Source organism: Streptomyces sp. I05A-00742 (genome assembly GCF_013055795.1).
In the GTDB taxonomy this organism is placed as follows: Bacteria; Actinomycetota; Actinomycetes; order Streptomycetales; family Streptomycetaceae; genus Streptomyces.
The window spans coordinates 54,937-70,211 of sequence record NZ_JABETO010000011.1 but is presented as its reverse complement, the minus strand read 5'-3'; the positions used below and the strand labels follow the sequence as shown (position 1 = coordinate 70,211).

The 15,275-nt window shown below is 72.0% G+C and carries 13 protein-coding genes; 6 read left to right on the top strand and 7 right to left on the bottom strand.

Going from position 1 to position 15,275, the window contains the following annotated elements:
• Positions 1-20: 20 nt before the first annotated feature.
• On the bottom strand, positions 21-599 hold the full coding sequence (locus HN013_RS13505) for a CGNR zinc finger domain-containing protein (RefSeq protein WP_171166354.1): 579 nt from the start codon (positions 597-599) through the stop codon (positions 21-23).
• Positions 600-679: 80 nt separating this feature from the next.
• Between HN013_RS13505 and HN013_RS13500 the strand changes: the two genes are divergently transcribed.
• Entirely contained in the window at positions 680-1,897 is a 1,218-nt protein-coding gene (locus tag HN013_RS13500) for an MFS transporter (RefSeq protein WP_171166353.1), read from the top strand.
• Here HN013_RS13500 and HN013_RS33660 read toward each other — a convergent pair.
• The 3 genes from HN013_RS33660 to HN013_RS13490 all read right to left on the bottom strand — a co-directional run bounded on the left by HN013_RS33660 (position 1,887) and on the right by HN013_RS13490 (position 4,644).
• Positions 1,887-2,009 (bottom strand): hypothetical protein, encoded by a 123-nt coding sequence (locus HN013_RS33660; RefSeq protein WP_283247556.1) that lies wholly within the window; start codon positions 2,007-2,009, stop codon positions 1,887-1,889. The two genes, HN013_RS13500 and HN013_RS33660, sit on opposite strands and share 11 nt — an antisense overlap.
• 244 nt (positions 2,010-2,253) lie before the next feature.
• Positions 2,254-2,592: a hypothetical protein gene (locus tag HN013_RS13495; protein WP_171166352.1), complete on the bottom strand. Its 339-nt coding sequence runs from the start codon at positions 2,590-2,592 to the stop codon at positions 2,254-2,256.
• Positions 2,593-2,955: 363 nt separating this feature from the next.
• On the bottom strand, positions 2,956-4,644 hold the full coding sequence (locus HN013_RS13490) for an MFS transporter (protein ID WP_171166351.1): 1,689 nt from the start codon (positions 4,642-4,644) through the stop codon (positions 2,956-2,958).
• Between the two features lie 142 nt (positions 4,645-4,786).
• On the opposite strand from HN013_RS13490, the gene HN013_RS13485 reads away from it, so the two are divergent.
• Positions 4,787-5,425: a TetR/AcrR family transcriptional regulator gene (locus tag HN013_RS13485; RefSeq protein WP_171166350.1), complete on the top strand. Its 639-nt coding sequence runs from the start codon at positions 4,787-4,789 to the stop codon at positions 5,423-5,425.
• Positions 5,426-5,622: 197 nt separating this feature from the next.
• Here the strand turns inward: HN013_RS13485 and HN013_RS13480 are convergent, their stop codons facing one another.
• Positions 5,623-7,005: a cation:dicarboxylate symporter family transporter gene (locus HN013_RS13480; RefSeq protein WP_171166349.1), complete on the bottom strand. Its 1,383-nt coding sequence runs from the start codon at positions 7,003-7,005 to the stop codon at positions 5,623-5,625.
• A 144-nt stretch (positions 7,006-7,149) separates the two neighbouring features.
• Between HN013_RS13480 and HN013_RS13475 the strand changes: the two genes are divergently transcribed.
• Complete coding sequence (locus HN013_RS13475) at positions 7,150-8,808, top strand: sensor histidine kinase (protein ID WP_171166348.1); 1,659 nt, start codon at positions 7,150-7,152, stop codon at positions 8,806-8,808.
• On the top strand, positions 8,805-9,509 hold the full coding sequence (locus HN013_RS13470) for a response regulator (RefSeq protein WP_171166347.1): 705 nt from the start codon (positions 8,805-8,807) through the stop codon (positions 9,507-9,509). Before HN013_RS13475 ends, HN013_RS13470 begins: the two co-directional genes overlap by 4 nt.
• A 95-nt stretch (positions 9,510-9,604) precedes the next feature.
• On the opposite strand, the gene HN013_RS13465 is transcribed toward HN013_RS13470, so the two are convergent.
• Positions 9,605-11,815: a hypothetical protein gene (locus HN013_RS13465; protein ID WP_171166346.1), complete on the bottom strand. Its 2,211-nt coding sequence runs from the start codon at positions 11,813-11,815 to the stop codon at positions 9,605-9,607.
• A 17-nt stretch (positions 11,816-11,832) separates the two neighbouring features.
• Entirely contained in the window at positions 11,833-12,471 is a 639-nt protein-coding gene (locus tag HN013_RS13460) for an ABC transporter ATP-binding protein (protein ID WP_171166443.1), read from the bottom strand.
• 481 nt (positions 12,472-12,952) lie between these two features.
• Between HN013_RS13460 and HN013_RS13455 the strand changes: the two genes are divergently transcribed.
• Positions 12,953-14,329, top strand: coding sequence for an extracellular solute-binding protein (locus tag HN013_RS13455; protein ID WP_171166345.1), 1,377 nt, complete (start codon positions 12,953-12,955; stop codon positions 14,327-14,329).
• Positions 14,326-15,195 (top strand): carbohydrate ABC transporter permease, encoded by an 870-nt coding sequence (locus HN013_RS13450; RefSeq protein WP_171166344.1) that lies wholly within the window; start codon positions 14,326-14,328, stop codon positions 15,193-15,195. Before HN013_RS13455 ends, HN013_RS13450 begins: the two co-directional genes overlap by 4 nt.
• The last annotated feature ends 80 nt before the right edge of the window (positions 15,196-15,275 follow it).

Here is a 15,275-nt window from a genome sequence, read left to right as displayed (position 1 = left end):
GGCCTCGTTCGACGGCGGCCTCAGCCGTCGGCGTCCCGGCGCGCACGGAAGGCTGCGGCCTTCGTGCGGTTCTGGCAGGCGGTGGAGCAGAACTGGCGGGCGGCGTTGCGGGAGGTGTCGACGTAGACGCGGTCGCAGCGGTCGGCGCGGCAGACGCCCAGTCGGCCGGCGAGGCCGCCGCCGACCGCCAGGGCGAGCGCGGTGGCGCAGCTGGCGCTGGACCCTGCGGCGAACGAGTCGTTCGCGCCGTGGAAGTGCATCTGCCAGGGCTCGCCCCCGACCCGGTCCAGCCGGGGCCGGGCGCCGGAGTCGCGCAGCAGGTCGTTCACGGCCGCCGCGGCGGCGTCCAGCCGCCCGTCCTGCATGGACTGGAACACCTCGCGCATGCGCCGGGCTGTCCCGACCAGGTACTCCGCCTGCTCGGCGTCGATGTCGCGCGGAAGCGAGGACGCGGTGCGCGACACGGCAGCGTCGATGGCGTCCGGCAACTCGGCTCCGCGGGGCGCGGTGTAGGGGCGGCCGCGCGCTTCTCCGTCGGTCAACGTGTTCACGAGCGATACGGCTTGGTCCAGCAGCACCGCGACGTGACTGTCGAACATCACTTGACCAGTCACTCCTTAGGGGATTAGCGTCCGTGACTGACAATACTTGATTCGACAGTCACGTGGGGGTGGTGGCGATGCCGCGAATCGTATGGCTGCTGGTGGCGGCGCGGGCGATCAACCGGCTCGGCGCCTTCTCCTTGCCCTTCCTGACCGTCCTGATCGGCACCGACTTCGGCGCGAGCACCACGACAGCGGGCCTGCTCGCGGCCGCCTTCGGCCTCGCGACGATCCCGTCGCGCCTGGCCGGAGGCCGCCTGGCGGTGCGCCTCGGGCGGCGCCGCACGATCGTGCTCGGCCTCATCGGTTGCGCCCTCGCGCAGTTGGGCATCGCGGCGGCCGACTCACTGACCGCGGTGGCGGTCTGCGCGGTCCTCCTCGGCCTGGCCTTCGAGCTGTACGAGCCGCCGAGCCAGGCGATGATCGCCGACGCGGTCGGCCCGGCGGACCGGGTCCGCGCCTACAGCCTGCTCAACGCCGCGCTCGCCGCGGGCGGCACGGGCGCCGGACTGATAGCGGCCACTCTGGGCCGGTGGGACCTGCGCTGGCTGTTCGTCGCCGACGCGCTCACCTGCCTCGCCTGCGCGCTGACGCTCCGCGTCGCGCTGCCCGCCGACCGCCCGGGCCGACGGGCCGCCCACCTCGGCGCACCCGTCGATCCGGTCCGCCCCTGGCGGGACCGTGCGCTGTGGGCCATGTTCACGTCCGGCACCGTCTTCGCGCTCGTCTCCACGCAGATCGTGATGGCGCTGCCGCTGACCCTCGCCCGTCGCGGCCTCGAACCCGCCGACGCCGGACTGCTGTTCAGCGCCTCCGCCGTGACCGTCGTCGCGGCCCAGCCCGCCCTGCGCCTGCGCCGCCTCGCCGCGCTCTCCGACTCCGCGGCCCTCGCCCTCGGATACACCCTGCTGGCGCTCGGTCTCGCCGGCTACGCGACGGCGTCCACCCTGCCCGTGCTCCTGATGACCACGGTCCTGTGGAGCCTGGGCGACGTGCTCGTCCTGGGCCGGATCCTCGGCGTCGTGGCCGGCCTCGCGCCACCCGGCGGCACCGACCGCTACCTCGCCGCGTACGGCGTCAGCTGGGGCATCGCCGCGGTCGCCGCCCCCGTCACCGCCACCCAGGTGCTCGAACACGCCGGCCCCGCCGCCCTGTGGGCCGGCGCCGCGACCCTCTGCCTCGCCCTCGCGGCCGCGCAACTCCTCGTCGTCGCACCGCTCATCGGCGCCACGAAGCGGCACGGACCGGCCCGCGGCGCCTCCTCGGGCGAACCCGCCCGGGCTCTCACCCGGTAAGGCCGATCAGTTGGTCCCGCCCCACCACGAACTCCTCGCGCCCGTCCGGCGTCTCGACACCGTGCGGTGACGTGGAGACGGTGACGAGTCCGTCATACTCCGCGCGGATCACGCAGGCGACCGCGGCGTCCACCGGGCAGGACGAGTCCGGTCCGAGGTCACCGGCAGCGTCGAAGACCGGCGGCTTGCCGGACAGCGATCAGCGCTGTCCCGCCGCGTCCGTGAACTGAACCTCCACTCGCCCGGAGAACGGATCGTCGCCCACCCGACGCACCGCTTCACAACGCGGCTCGACCACCACAGCCCCCACGTCCTCACGAGGTCGACAACACACGACGGTACGGCGACGGCCTCGATCAAGGCGGCAGGCGGGTGGGGCCTGCGGATCGCGGCACGGGCCGTCCTCGGTGTTTCGTCGGGACGCGGGCCTTGAATTCGTCCGCGCACTCCTCCGGCACCGCCCAGTCCCTGAAGATGACGACGTCAGGGGGCGTGGACGGGCGGGACGCTTCCTGCCGCTCAACATCGTCGACGATCTTCCGGCAGTCGACGGCGTGCGCGCCCGGCGGCGTCGGCTTCCTGCCGGGGGGCTCCGGCTCGTCCGCGGACGAGCCGGAGTCGAGGGCGGCGGTGACGGCGAGGCCGGCCAGGCACAGCCCCGCCCAGGCGGCGAAGACCCGTCGGCGGGCGCTCAAGAGCCGACCGTTCCGGCCGTGAGGCCGAGGAGGGTCATCAGGGTGAGGTCGAGCATCGCGGTACACGCGACCGTCATCGAAGCCCTTTCTCAAGGAGCCGGTACAGCGGGCTGCTCCCGACGGCGGGGACAGCGCGCTCAGTTGGCGCCGAGCCGTGCGCAGGAAGAGACGGACACCCTGGCGGGCGGGTTGTCGGTCCCGATCACCTGTCCGCTCCCCGGACACCGTGAGCCTGTCTACCCATCAGGACTTGATCTGTCCAGTCCCGGCCTCCGGTCCCGAGCGCCCAGTCCTCGTCCCGCACAAGCCGGTGGGGCGGAAACGGGGACCCGCCCCCGTCCCGCCCCACCCGGCCGACAACGGTCAGACGCGCTCGTCCTCCCGCGCCCCGCCCTTGCCGGACGCGGCCTCCGCCTCCGCCGACTCCGCGGCGGCCCGCGGCTGCGCGCCCTTGCGCGGGAGCAGCAGGGCGACGACGACCGTTCCGACGCCGAGGACGACGGCCCCGACGACGCTCGTGTGCGCGACCGCGTCCGAGAACGCCTTGTGCACGGCCTCGACGACGGACTGCGCCTGCTGGGCGCCGACTTCGGCCGCCTTCTGCGCGCCGAGCTTCGGCGCGGCCTGCTTGGCGACCTGCTCGCCGACCTCGCGGGCGACGTACAGACCGGCGCCCACGGAGTCCTGGGCGGCGGTCAGCGCCCGCTCGGGCAGCTTCGGCCCGCCGTGGGCGGCGGCCTTCTCGGCGGCGTCGGCCAGGTTGGACGAGTACGTCTTGGCCAGCACCGTGCCGAGGATGGCGATGCCGAGCGAGCCGCCCAGCTCGATGGAGGTGCTGTTGACGGCGCCACCGACGCCGAGCTGGCTCTCGGGGAAGGAGCCCATGATGGCGTTGGTGCAGGGCGACAGGGACAGGCCGATGGCGAGACCCAGGATCACCAGCGGCAGCACGAAGGCGTCGTAGGACGAGGACGCGTCGACGCGGGTGAGCAGGGCGATCGCGACCGTGCCCACGGTCATGCCGAGCGCGACCGTGATCTTCATGCCGAACCGGGGGGTGAGGAACGCGGTCAGCGCGCCGCCCACGAACACCGCGCCGGCCAGCGGCAGCATCCGGACACCCGTGTCCAGCGGCGAGTAGCCCAGCACGAACTGCAGGTGCTGGGTGAGGTAGTAGAACGCGCCGAAGACGGCGAGGAAGAACAGGGCGACGGCCAGCGTCGAGCCCGCGAAGGCCCGCTGGGCGAAGCGGCGGACGTCCAGGACCGGGCGCGGGTGGCGCAGTTCCCACAGGACGAAGCAGACCAGGCCGACGCCGGCCACGACGGCGGCGGTGATGGCCTTGGCGCTCCAGCCGAAGTGCGGACCCTCGATGATCATGTAGATCAGGGAGCCGACCCAGATGACGGAGAGCAGACCGCCGATGTAGTCGATCTTCTCGACATTCTCCGCCTTCGAGGGCGGCACCAGGAACAGCGCGCCCACCGCGCCCAGCAGCGCGATCGGCACGTTGATGAGGAACGTCGAGGCCCAGCCGTGGTCCTCCAGCAGCGCACCGGCCACCAGCGGGCCGACGGCGATGGCGAGACCTGCGGTCGCCGTCCAGATGGTGATGGCCTTGGCCCGCTCGGCGCGCGGGAAGGTCGCGGCGAGCAGCGACAGCGTCGCGGGCATGATCATGGCCGCGCCCACGCCCATCGCGGCACGGGAGGCGATGACGCCGCCCGCGCTGTCCACGAGCGAACCCGCGACGGAGGCCCCGGCGAAGACGAGGAGGCCGAGGACGAGGGCACCGCGGCGGCTGTACTTGTCACCGACCGCGCCGAGGATCAGCATCAGCGCGGCGTACGGCACGGTGTAGCCGTCGATGACCCACTGGAGGTCGGAGCTGCCGAGGCCGAGGCTCTGGACCATGTCCGGAGCGGCCACCGTCAGCGAGGTGTTCGCCATGACGATGATCAGCAGGCTGATGCAGAGCACCCCCAGCGCCCACCAGCGTCGCTTGTACGGCCCGTCCATCGCGTCGACGGGACGCGATATCCCCAGGCGCATGGCAACCTTCCCTTCCTCGATCTTGCACATGGTTGTGCAATTACACACTCGTGTGCAATTTAAGGGGGTCGGACGCCGGTGTGCAAAATGAGGAGGCAGAGGCCCTGGGCGGGCCGCACGGGCCCGACGGAGAAGAGAACCGATGACCGGCAGAGCGAACGTCAATCGCCGCCGCATCCTGGATGTCGCCCTCGCGGAGCTGCTGCGCGACCCGGAGGCGAGCATGGACCAGATCGCCCGGGCCGCGGGCGTCGTACGGCGCACGGTCTACGGCCACTTCCCCAGCCGTGACGCGCTCGTCGCGGCGCTCGTGGACGACGCCGCCGAGACGGTCGGGGCGGCGCGCGCCGAGGCGCTGCGGGCCGTCGGGGATCCGGGGGACGCGGCGGAGGCGCTGGCGCGCGCGATCCTCGCCGTGTGGGAGATCGCCGACGGCTACCGGCTGCTGGTGTCGATGGCGCAGCGGAGCGTCACGGTCGAGGGGATCCTGCGCCGTCTGGAGCCGGTCCGGCGGGAGAGCGAGGCCCTGCTGCGGCGCGGCCTGGAGGCGGGCCGCTTCACGTCGGTCCTGCCCGCGGCGGCCCTCTCCTACGTGCACGAGCAGATCCTCTTCGGCCTGCTCCAGGCCGTCAACGACGGGCTCCTCCCCCCGGAGGACGCGGGCCACTCCGCGGCCGTGACGGTCCTGACGGCGGCGGGCGTCCGGGCGGAGGAGGCGGCGGAGCTGGTCGCGCGGATCGGGACGGCGCGGGCGGACGGGCGGGAGGCGGAAGCCATCTGACGGCCCGTCAGTCACCCGAACCGGGAGGCGCCCGGACCGCCAGTCACCCGGACCGTGAGGCGCCCGGCCCGTCAGTCACCCGGACCGTGAGGCGGCCGGCCCGTGAGGCGGCCGGCCCTCGAAGCGGCCGTACCGAGCGGCCGTACCGTGAAGCGCCCACGCTCCCCCGCCGGAGCCACGGGCGCCTCACCGAGCACTCACACCCCGGCCGGCTCCGGCTCCGTCCCCCGCGCCGCGGGCACCTCGTGCCCGTCCGCCGTCAGCGTGCTCTCGTCGAACGGCAGCCGTCCGGCGAGGACGTCGTGCACCCGCGCCCGGTCGATCTCCTTCGTCCAGGTGCCGATGAGCACGGTCGCGACGGCGTTGCCCGCGAAGTTGGTCATGGCGCGCGCCTCGCTCATGAAGCGGTCGATGCCGACGATCAGGCCGACACCGTCGACGAGTTCGGGCCGGTGCGACTGGAGGCCGCCGGCGAGGGTGGCCAGTCCGGCGCCGGTGACGCCGGCGGCGCCCTTCGAGGCGACGATCATGAACAGCAGCAGGGAGATCTGCTGCCCGAAGGAGAGCGGCTTGTCCATCGCCTCGGCGATGAACAGCGAGGCCATGGTGAGGTAGATGGCGGTGCCGTCCAGGTTGAAGGAGTAACCGGTGGGGACGGTGATGCCGACGACGGGCCGGCTGACGCCGAGGTGTTCCATCTTCGCGATGAGCCGGGGCAGGGCCGACTCCGACGACGAGGTGGACAGGATCAGCAGGAACTCCCGTCCCAGGTACTGGAGCAGCCGGAAGATGTTCACTCCGGCCACGAGCCGCAGCAGCGTTCCCAGCACCACCACGACAAACAGCAGACAGGTCGTATAGAAGCCGATCATGATGACGGCGAGCGACTTCAACGCGTCGAGGCCCGTCGCCCCGACCACCGCGGCGATGGCTCCGAAGGCGCCCACCGGCGCCACCCACATGATCATGGAAAGGATGCGGAAGACGAGCTTCTGGATGTGCCCGATGCCGCGCAGCACCGGCTCGCCCGCGGGGCCCATCGCCTGGAGGGCGAAGCCCGTCAACAGGGCGACCAGCAGCGTCTGGAGCACCTGGCCGCCGGTGAGGGCGGAGACGAGGGTGGTGGGGATGATGCCCAGCAGGAACGCGGTGGTCGACTCGTGCGCCCCCTTGGCCTGGGCCTCGCCGGCGTGCCGCACGGCGTCCGTCAGATGCAGGCCGCTGCCCGGCTCCAGGAGGTTGCCGACCAGCAGGCCGATCGCCAGCGCGACGCTCGACATCAGCAGGAAGTAGCCGAGCGCGAGGCCGCCCACCGCGCCGACCTTGGCGGCCTTGCGCACCGAGCCGATGCCCAGCACGATCGTGCAGAAGATGACGGGCGAGATCATCATCTTGATGAGGTTGACGAATCCGGTGCCCAGCGGCTTGAGCTCGACGGCCGTGCCGGGGGCGGCGAAGCCGACCGCGATGCCGGCCAGCACCGCCGCGATGACCGCGAGGTAGAGGTAGTGGGTCCGGTCCCGTCTCCCGGCCGCCGGACCCGGCGGGGTGGACGGTGACGTCGTCGTCACGGCTGTCACGGAGGGCTCCTCGTGGTCGCGGCTCATTCGGACGGCCCCGCTCTCCCGTCGAGGGGGGTCCCGGTGACTATGCACGCCGCTGTGACGGCGGTCACCCTTGCGTGCATTACGTTCACGAAAGGGCCCCGGGGCACACTGTCGCCCATGCGCACACCTCGCATACGTCGCCCCCGCAGCCTGGCCGGCCAGCTCTTCGCCGTGCAGATCGTGCTGGTGGCCGCCGTGGTGGCGGGATGTGCCGCGTTCGCCTACCTCTCCGACCGCGCGGAGGCCGAGAAGGCGGCGCGCCGTCAGGTGACGGCGACGGCCACAGCGGTGGCCGCGTCCCCGGCCGTCCGGGCGGCGGCCGGGGCGCCGGACCCGACGGCCGAACTCCAGCCCTACGCCGAGCAGGTGCGGCACGACACCGGTGTGGACTTTGTGACGATCATGAGTCCGCGGGGCATCCGCTGGACGCACCCGGACCCGGCCAGGATCGGCGAGTCCTTCCTCGGCCACACCGGGCCGGCGCTGGAGGGGCGGGTGTTCGCGGAGACGTACACCGGCACCCTCGGCCCGTCCGTGCGGGCCGTCGCCCCCGTCCGGGACCGGCACGGCACGGTCACCGCCCTGGTCAGCGCGGGGATCACGGTCGACGCGATCAGCGCGCAACTGCGCCGGCAGATGGTCACCCTGTTCGCCTTCGCCCTCGCCGTCCTCGCGCTCGGCGGCGCCGGGACGTACCTCCTCAACGGGCGGCTGCGGCGGCACACCCACGGGATGAACGCCACCGAGCTCGCCCATGTGCACGACTATCACCAGGCGGCCCTGCACGCGGTGCGTGAGGGGCTGCTGATGCTGGACGGGCAGCGCTGTGTGGCCCTCGTCAACGACGGGGGCCGGGAACTCCTCGGTCTGCGCGGCACGGACGTCATCGGCCGGCACGTCACCGCGCTCGGCCTGCCCCGGACGCTGACCGACGCCCTGCTGGCCCGGGAGCCGCGCGTCGACGAGCTGCACCTGACCGCCGACCGGACGGTGGTCGTCAACACCTCGCCGGTCTCCGGAGGTCAGCGCCGCGGCACGGTCGTCACCCTCCGGGACCACACCGAACTCCTCGCCCTCTCCGGTGAGCTGGACTCCGTCCGGGGCTTCGCCGAGGCGCTGCGCTCCCAGGCGCACGAGGCGGCCAACCGGCTGCACACCGTCGTCTCGCTGATCGAACTCGGCCGCGCGGAGGAGGCCATCGGCTTCGCCACCGCCGAGCTGGAGCTCGCTCAGGCCCTCACCGACCAGGTGGTGGCCGCCGTCGCCGAGCCGGTCCTCGCGGCCCTGCTGCTCGGCAAGGCCGCCCACGCCAACGAGCACGGCGTCGAGCTGGTGCTCGCCCCCGACACCCACGTGGACGACGGCCTCCTGCCGCCCGCCCTGCCCACCCGCGACCTGGTCACCGTCCTCGGCAACCTCATCGACAACGCGGTGGACGCGGCGGGCCCGCGGCCCGGCGACGGCCAGCCCGCGCGGGCCGCCCGCGTCACGGTGACCGTCCGGCCGGACGGCGACGACCTGCTGCTGCGCGTCACCGACACCGGGCCCGGACTCACCCCCGAGACAGCCGACGACGTCTTCCGCCGCGGCTGGTCCACCAAGGCGCCCGGCGGCGCCCCGCACGGCCACGGCCTCGGCCTCGCCCTCGTCCGGCAGGCCGCGGTGCGCAACGGCGGCACGGTCACGGTGGCCGACGCACCGCACGGCGGCGCGGAGTTCACGGTCCGGCTGCCACTGCGCGGGGCGGTCGGCGACAGGGCGGGTGACCAACCGTGACGACGCCCCTTGCCGAGCCGCCCATCCGGGTGCTCGTCGTCGAGGACGACCCGGTCGCCGCCGACGCCCACGCCCTCTACGTGGGACGGGTACCGGGCTTCGCCGTCACCGGAGTGGTCCACTCGGTGGGCGACGCCACCCAGTTCCTCAAGCGCTCCCCCGCCGACCTCCTGCTCCTCGACCTCTACCTCCCCGACGGCCACGGCCTGCGGCTGCTCCGCTCCCTGCGCTCCGCCGGGCACGCCGCCGACGTGATCGCCGTGACCTCGGCCCGCGACCTGGCCGTGGTCCGCGAGGGCGTCTCCCTCGGCGTCGTCCAGTACGTCCTCAAGCCCTTCACCTTCACCACCCTCCGCGACCGGCTCGTCCGCTACGCCGAGTTCCGCGCGGCGGCCGGCGAGGCCAGCGGCCAGGAGGAGGTCGACCGGGCCCTCGGCGCCCTGCGCGCCCCCCGCCCCGCCGTCCTGCCCAAGGGGCTGAGCACGGACACCCTCGCGGCCATCACCGACACCCTGCGCGCCGCGGGCCCCGACGGCATCTCCTCGGGCACCGCCGGCGGCGCGGTGGGCATCTCCCGGATCACCGCCCGCCGCTATCTGGAGCACCTGGTGGACACGGGGCGGGCTGCCCGCGCACCGCTGTACGGCAACGTGGGGCGACCCGAACTGCGGTACCGCTGGCAGAGTCAACGCGACCAGTAATCAGGGCTGTTGCATTCAGAGCAGGCCGACGAAGTATGACAGGGCCGCAACACCTGGCGAACCCCAGCCACCGCGCGAAACACGCACGTACGGACTCAGTCGCCATAGGGACGCCACCGCGTGGACTGCCGCACGGCAGCGCGCGCTCCCCACCACCACATGACCACGGACAGCGCCGCCAACGCCCCCGCGGTCCCCGCGAGCATCCCCATGGACAGGGTGATGCCCTCGTCGGGGCTTTCCTGTGGTGCGGCGAGCCAGACCGAGACGACGAAGCTGACCCCGATGGCCGCCAGCAAAGGCACCAGCACCGACCAGGCCGCCGTTCCGTAATACAGCCTGCGTCTTCCGGTGAGCACGCTCAGCGGTGCCACCACCGTACTGAAGCGCACGAACTCGGAGACGTTGGCGAGTGCCAGGGCAAGAGCCAGTACCAGCACACCGGACACACCGAAGAAGATCACCCATCTTCCATGGGCGACGGCCAGATTGGCGCCGCCGATCCAGCGTGCCCCCAGCAGGTCCACACTCGCGGAGCCGATGGGCAGACTGTCCCTCAGGAGCTGCTTGATGCGGCCGACAGGCAGCTCGTCCCCGCTCGTCGACGTCAGGACCACCGCCGGGGGAACACCTTCCGGGCCGCCGCCGGACAGCACCGGGCCTTCCTGGACATAGAGCTCGCCGGCTACCGGACCGGTCCAGCGAGCGGTCTCGGCGACGCGCCGTTCCACGTCGCGGACGGCGACCCTTCGGGGGGTTTCGGAACAGGGCAGGCGTACCGTCCGCAAGGCGTCGCACGGCCCCGTGAACAGTGTCCGCGGAGCCGGTGAACCGGTCTCGGTGCGGACCGTCATGGTCTCTGTACCCTGCGGCAGGTCCCGGAGAACGGCTTCGAACCTCTCCCGGCTCACCTTGGTGGGCCGCAACTCCATCAGGAGCAGGCCGGAACCCACTTCCCGCATGGTGGCCTTGGCCCGCGCGGCGGACTCGCCGAACTGGGAGCTGGTGAGCTGGATCTGGCTGACGACGACCAAGGCGATCGCCACTCCGGCCACGACGCGAGCCGTGACACCCGGGTGCGCGGCCGCGTGCCGGCCGGCGACCACTTGGGCGGGACTTCCCGTACGCCGGGCGGCGCGGGCGAGCCTCCTGCCGGCCGCAGCGGCTCCCAGAGCCACTGCACAGGGCAGCGTGACCAGGACCGCGGCGACACCGAGGTCGTACAGCAGCCCGCGCAGATCCGCGTACTTCGCGGGATCGAGTTGCGCGGGGCCCCAGACGGTCGCGCAGATCAGCACCGGACAGGCTGTGGCCGCCCAGCGCAACATCCGGGTCCTGAGCGCCCCCGCCCTCGGCGATCGCGCTTTGCGGCGACCACCGGCCCGGTGCATCAGGCAGACGAGCAGCAGCAGAACCCCCGCGGCGAGAGCGCCCGAGAGGGGCAGCCCCCACCACCAGCGCCGGAGATCCGCGGCGGACAACCGGTAGCCGATCCAGGGCAGCCTCACGGCGCCGGTGGCGGCCACGATCGCGCCGGGGAGCAGACCGATGACCGCGCCCGCGAGTACCGGCGGAGCGGCTTCCCCCATGTTCAGCCAGAATCTGGCACGCCAGGTACCGCCCAGAGCACTCACCAGGGACGTTCGTCCGTCCCTGGCCGCCGAACCCATGCGCACCGCGACCACGCCCAGGGCGAGAGCCGGTATCAGGAGCAAGTACAGGGCATCCATGAGGTGCCCTCGCCCCTTGATGAACATGACGTCGCCGAACATGTCTCCCCGGGCGCCGCCAAACCCCATGACGGGCCTGAACGAAGCGCCGGCCATCTGCCGGTCGGTCGGATTGACGTACCCCATCCGTTCGCCCGGACCGGCCAGGCCGTCCTCGCCGATCTCCCCGGTCACCACTCCGAACCGGCGCGGCGAGCCCTCGTCCTTCAAGGACCGGACGAGAGCCGGTGAGAGAACCGCTTCCCCCGGTCCGGGCCAGGCGCTGACACCCGGTGGCAGCGGCGCCTCACGGGACAGCGGGCGGAGGTAGACGATGCTGTGCTGAAGTCCGGCGACGTCGTCGAAGCCATCGATCGCCAGAGCCACCGGGCGCTCGCCCGGACGCGCGGCCCGAAACTGGAGGGACCGCTTTTCCGTGCGCATGTGTATGCCGTCGTACGCGGCGTACACAGCGACCACCGAGGAGAATCCCAGCGCCAGGACGGCGCCCGCCAGCAACAGTGCGACGACCCGTATCCGGCCACCGCCCGACCGCTTCCCGGCCGAACGCCCGATCCGCAGGAGCTGACGACGCACGCCCGGACGGTCCGCCGTCACCGGCCGGCTCCGATGACCCGCCGCCTCAGCGTGGCGTCCGCCAACTCCCAGCACACGTCGGCGCTTTGCGCGATCACATCGTCATGAGTGACAACGACCAGGGCGCATCCCCACCGGCGCGGCACGTCGAAGAGCACCGAGGCGACGCTGTCGCGCGTCGCCGCGTCGAGCGCACCGGTGGGCTCGTCCGCCAACAGCACGGTCGGCTCGTTGATCAGAGCCCGCGCCACAGCCGCGCGTTGCCGTTCGCCACCCGACAGCTGGGCCGTCGTCACCGCCTCGGGTACGCCCAGATCGTCGAGCAGCCGCCGGGCCCTGCCATAGACGTGCTCGGGCCTACCGCCTGCCAACAGTGCGGCCAGCGCCACGTTCTCCACCGGTGTCAGCTCGGGCAGCAGTTCCCCGAATTGGAACACGACGCCCATGTGGCGGCTCCTGTGCAGCTCAAGGGCGCGCCGGTGCATCCGGACGATGTCTCTGCCGACGATCCGTACGACCCCCGCCGACGGGCGAACCAGGCCCAGCAGGCATCCCAGCAGAGTGCTCTTTCCGCTTCCGCTCGGCCCGACGATCGCCACAGAGTGCCCTGCGGAAACCCGGAGATCCACCCCGTCCAAGAGCATTCGCCCGGCCATTTCACAGCGCAGTCCGTCGACCGACAGCACATCGTCACTCCCGGATGCACGGAGTTCTCCGTCGCCGCCCATACCGCCCCTTCTGCTTACATCCTGCCTGGTCGGACAGGCTGCTCAATTACCCATGAAGACAATCGACCGGCAGACTCGCTTGTCCTCTCCGGTTCTTTGATCACGCGTCTGTCGACTCCTCTGGCGTCCATGGCAACGCACCCGCTGCGCGTCAAGCGGCTGATGAGCCAACAACAGCCTCACGCCCCTGGGTTCACGCGGATGCGGCAGGTGGGATGTGCCGTACGGCACCCATGCGTTCAAAGAGCCGATCCTGATAGAAGCCGGACGGTTTTTCCAGGTGCCGGAAGAGCGTGAAATACCCCCACGACACGCGGGCGGAAAGCCGCACACCGGCCGACGCGTACGTCACCGACAGCCAGGGAACGTAATCGGAGTGCCATCGAGGCTCCGACCGTTGGAGGACACCGTGCCAGAGCGCCCGGCCCGCCCCGTGCTGCTCGTCGCCGTCGGCACCCTCCTCGTCGCGGCGCTCGCCGGCCCGCTCACCGCGTGTGGGAGCGCCGCCAACGGGGACCCGGACACCGTGCGGATCGTGTATCAGCGCAGCACGGACAACAAGTACCGGATCATGGACGACTACCTGGCTGTGGTGAAGCGGCAGTTCGAGCGCGAGCACCCCGGGAAGAAGCTCGAGTTGGTGCCCGTCCAGGCCGCCGAGAACGACTACGCCGCCAAGGTCCAGCAGATGATGCGGTCGCCGAGGACGGCGCCGGACCTGGTCCGCGAGGACACCGCGCTCATCAACTCCGACGTCACGAGCGGCTATCTGAGACCGCTGGACGACAAGCTGGCCGGCTGGAAGGACTGGGATCGCTACCTTCCGGCGGCGAAGGCGCTGGTCCGGGGCGCGGACGGGAGTACGTACGGGGTGCCGGACGGGACGGACACGCGGGGGCTGTGGTTCAACAAGGAGATCTTCGCCAAGGCCGGTCTGCCGGCCGACTGGCGCCCGAGGACGTGGGAGGACGTTCTCGAAGCCGCACGGGCCGTCAAGCGGAAGGTCCCCGGGGTGATCCCCTTCCACCTCTACACGGGGAAGGGCCCCGGTGAGGCGGCCAGCATGCAGGGGTTCGAGATGCTGCTGTACGGCACGGGGAAGGATCCGCTCTACGATCCGGCGCGCGAGAAGTGGCTGACGGGCGGGCGGGGGTTCGTGGATTCCCTGGAGTTCGTCCGCACGGTGTACGACGAGAAGCTCGGTCCCGACCCCTCGGACGCGCTCGACCCGAACGTCAGCACCCGCGTCACCGCCGAATGGCTGCCCTCCGGCCGGCTCGCCATCGCCCTCGACGGCTCGTGGCTCGGCAAGAACTGGCAGCCCAACGGCAGCAGGCCGTGGCCGCGCTGGTCACAGGTGATGGGCCGGGCCGCGTTCCCGACGCAGCACGGCGCGGCCCCCGGGCGGGTCAGCCTCTCCGGGGGCTGGTCCTGGGCGATCGCCGCCCGGTCAGGCAAGGCGGACCTGGCCTGGCAGGCGATCGAGACCCTCCAGACCCGGGCGAACGCGCTCGACTGGACGGTCCGCGACGGCCAGGTCGCCGTCCGGGACGACGTCGCCGCCGACGAGCGGTACCGGACGTACGTACCGGGCATCGACTTCTTCACCGATCTGGTCCGGATCACCCGCCACCGCCCGGCCCTGCCGGTCTACCCGGAGGTCTCCGCGGCGATCCAGGAGGCGATGGAGGCGGTCGCCACCGGCGACGCGACGGCCGCGGCGGCCGCGCGGGACTACGACGACGAGCTGAAGTCGATCGCCGACACCGCCGGTGCGCGCCGGTGACCGCCCGCCGCCGCTCCGCGGCCACCCGCTGGCTCCCGCTCGCCCCGGCCACCGTCCTGCTGCTGCTCTTCCTGGCCGGCCCGGTCGTCTGGTGCGTCGGCCTCGCCTTCACGGACACCCGGCTCACCGGCCAGGCGTCGGCCTCCTGGGTGGGGTTCGACAACTTCCGGCACGCCTTCGCGGACGAGCACTTCCGCAACGCGGTCGTCCTCACCCTGCTCTTCACCGTTCTGTCGTCCCTCGTCGGCCAGAACACCCTGGGCTTCGCGCTCGCCGCCCTGATGCGGCACGCCTCGCGGCCCGTCCGCACCCTGACGGGCACGATCGTGGTCGCCGCCTGGGTGATCCCGGAGATCGTGGCGGGCTTCCTCCTCTACACCTTCTTCCACCGGCGCGGCACCCTCAACGCCATCCTGGAACACCTCCACCTGCCCACCCAGAACTGGCTGTTCACCCTGCCCATCCTGGCCGTCTCCTTCGCCAACGTCTGGCGCGGCACCGCCTTCTCCATGCTGGTCTACTCCGCCGCCCTCGACTCCGTCCCCCAGGACGTCACCGAGGCCGCCCTGGTCGACGGCGCGAGCGGCCTGCGCCGCTTCTGGCACATCACCCTGCCCATGCTCCGCCGCACCATCGGCACCAATCTCATGCTCAACACCCTGCAGACCCTCTCCGTCTTCGGCCTCATCTGGGCCATGACCCGCGGCGGCCCGGCCCACCGCAGCGAGACCCTCCCCGTCTTCATGTACGACCAGGCGTTCCTCAAGTCCCTGATCGGGTACGGAACGGCGGTGGCGCTGCTCCTGCTGCTCGTCGGGGGGCTGTTCTCGGTGGTGTATCTGCGGTTGTTGCGGGAAGAGACATGAGCGCGGCAATAGTACGGACCAGATACCGCGGCGCGGGGCCGAATTGGCAGGCAGTACGCATTCCCTGACAAATTCCACCC

Bases quoted from the DNA above. Each gene is read 5' to 3' on its own strand.
- HN013_RS13505 (WP_171166354.1), bottom strand. From the start codon at position 599: ATGTTCGACAGTCACGTCGCGGTGCTGCTGGACCAAGCCGTATCGCTC.
- HN013_RS13500 (WP_171166353.1), top strand. From the start codon at position 680: ATGCCGCGAATCGTATGGCTGCTGGTGGCGGCGCGGGCGATCAACCGG.
- HN013_RS13490 (WP_171166351.1), bottom strand. From the start codon at position 4,644: ATGCGCCTGGGGATATCGCGTCCCGTCGACGCGATGGACGGGCCGTAC.
- HN013_RS13485 (WP_171166350.1), top strand. From the start codon at position 4,787: ATGACCGGCAGAGCGAACGTCAATCGCCGCCGCATCCTGGATGTCGCC.
- HN013_RS13475 (WP_171166348.1), top strand. From the start codon at position 7,150: ATGCGCACACCTCGCATACGTCGCCCCCGCAGCCTGGCCGGCCAGCTC.
- HN013_RS13460 (WP_171166443.1), bottom strand. From the start codon at position 12,471: ATGGCCGGGCGAATGCTCTTGGACGGGGTGGATCTCCGGGTTTCCGCA.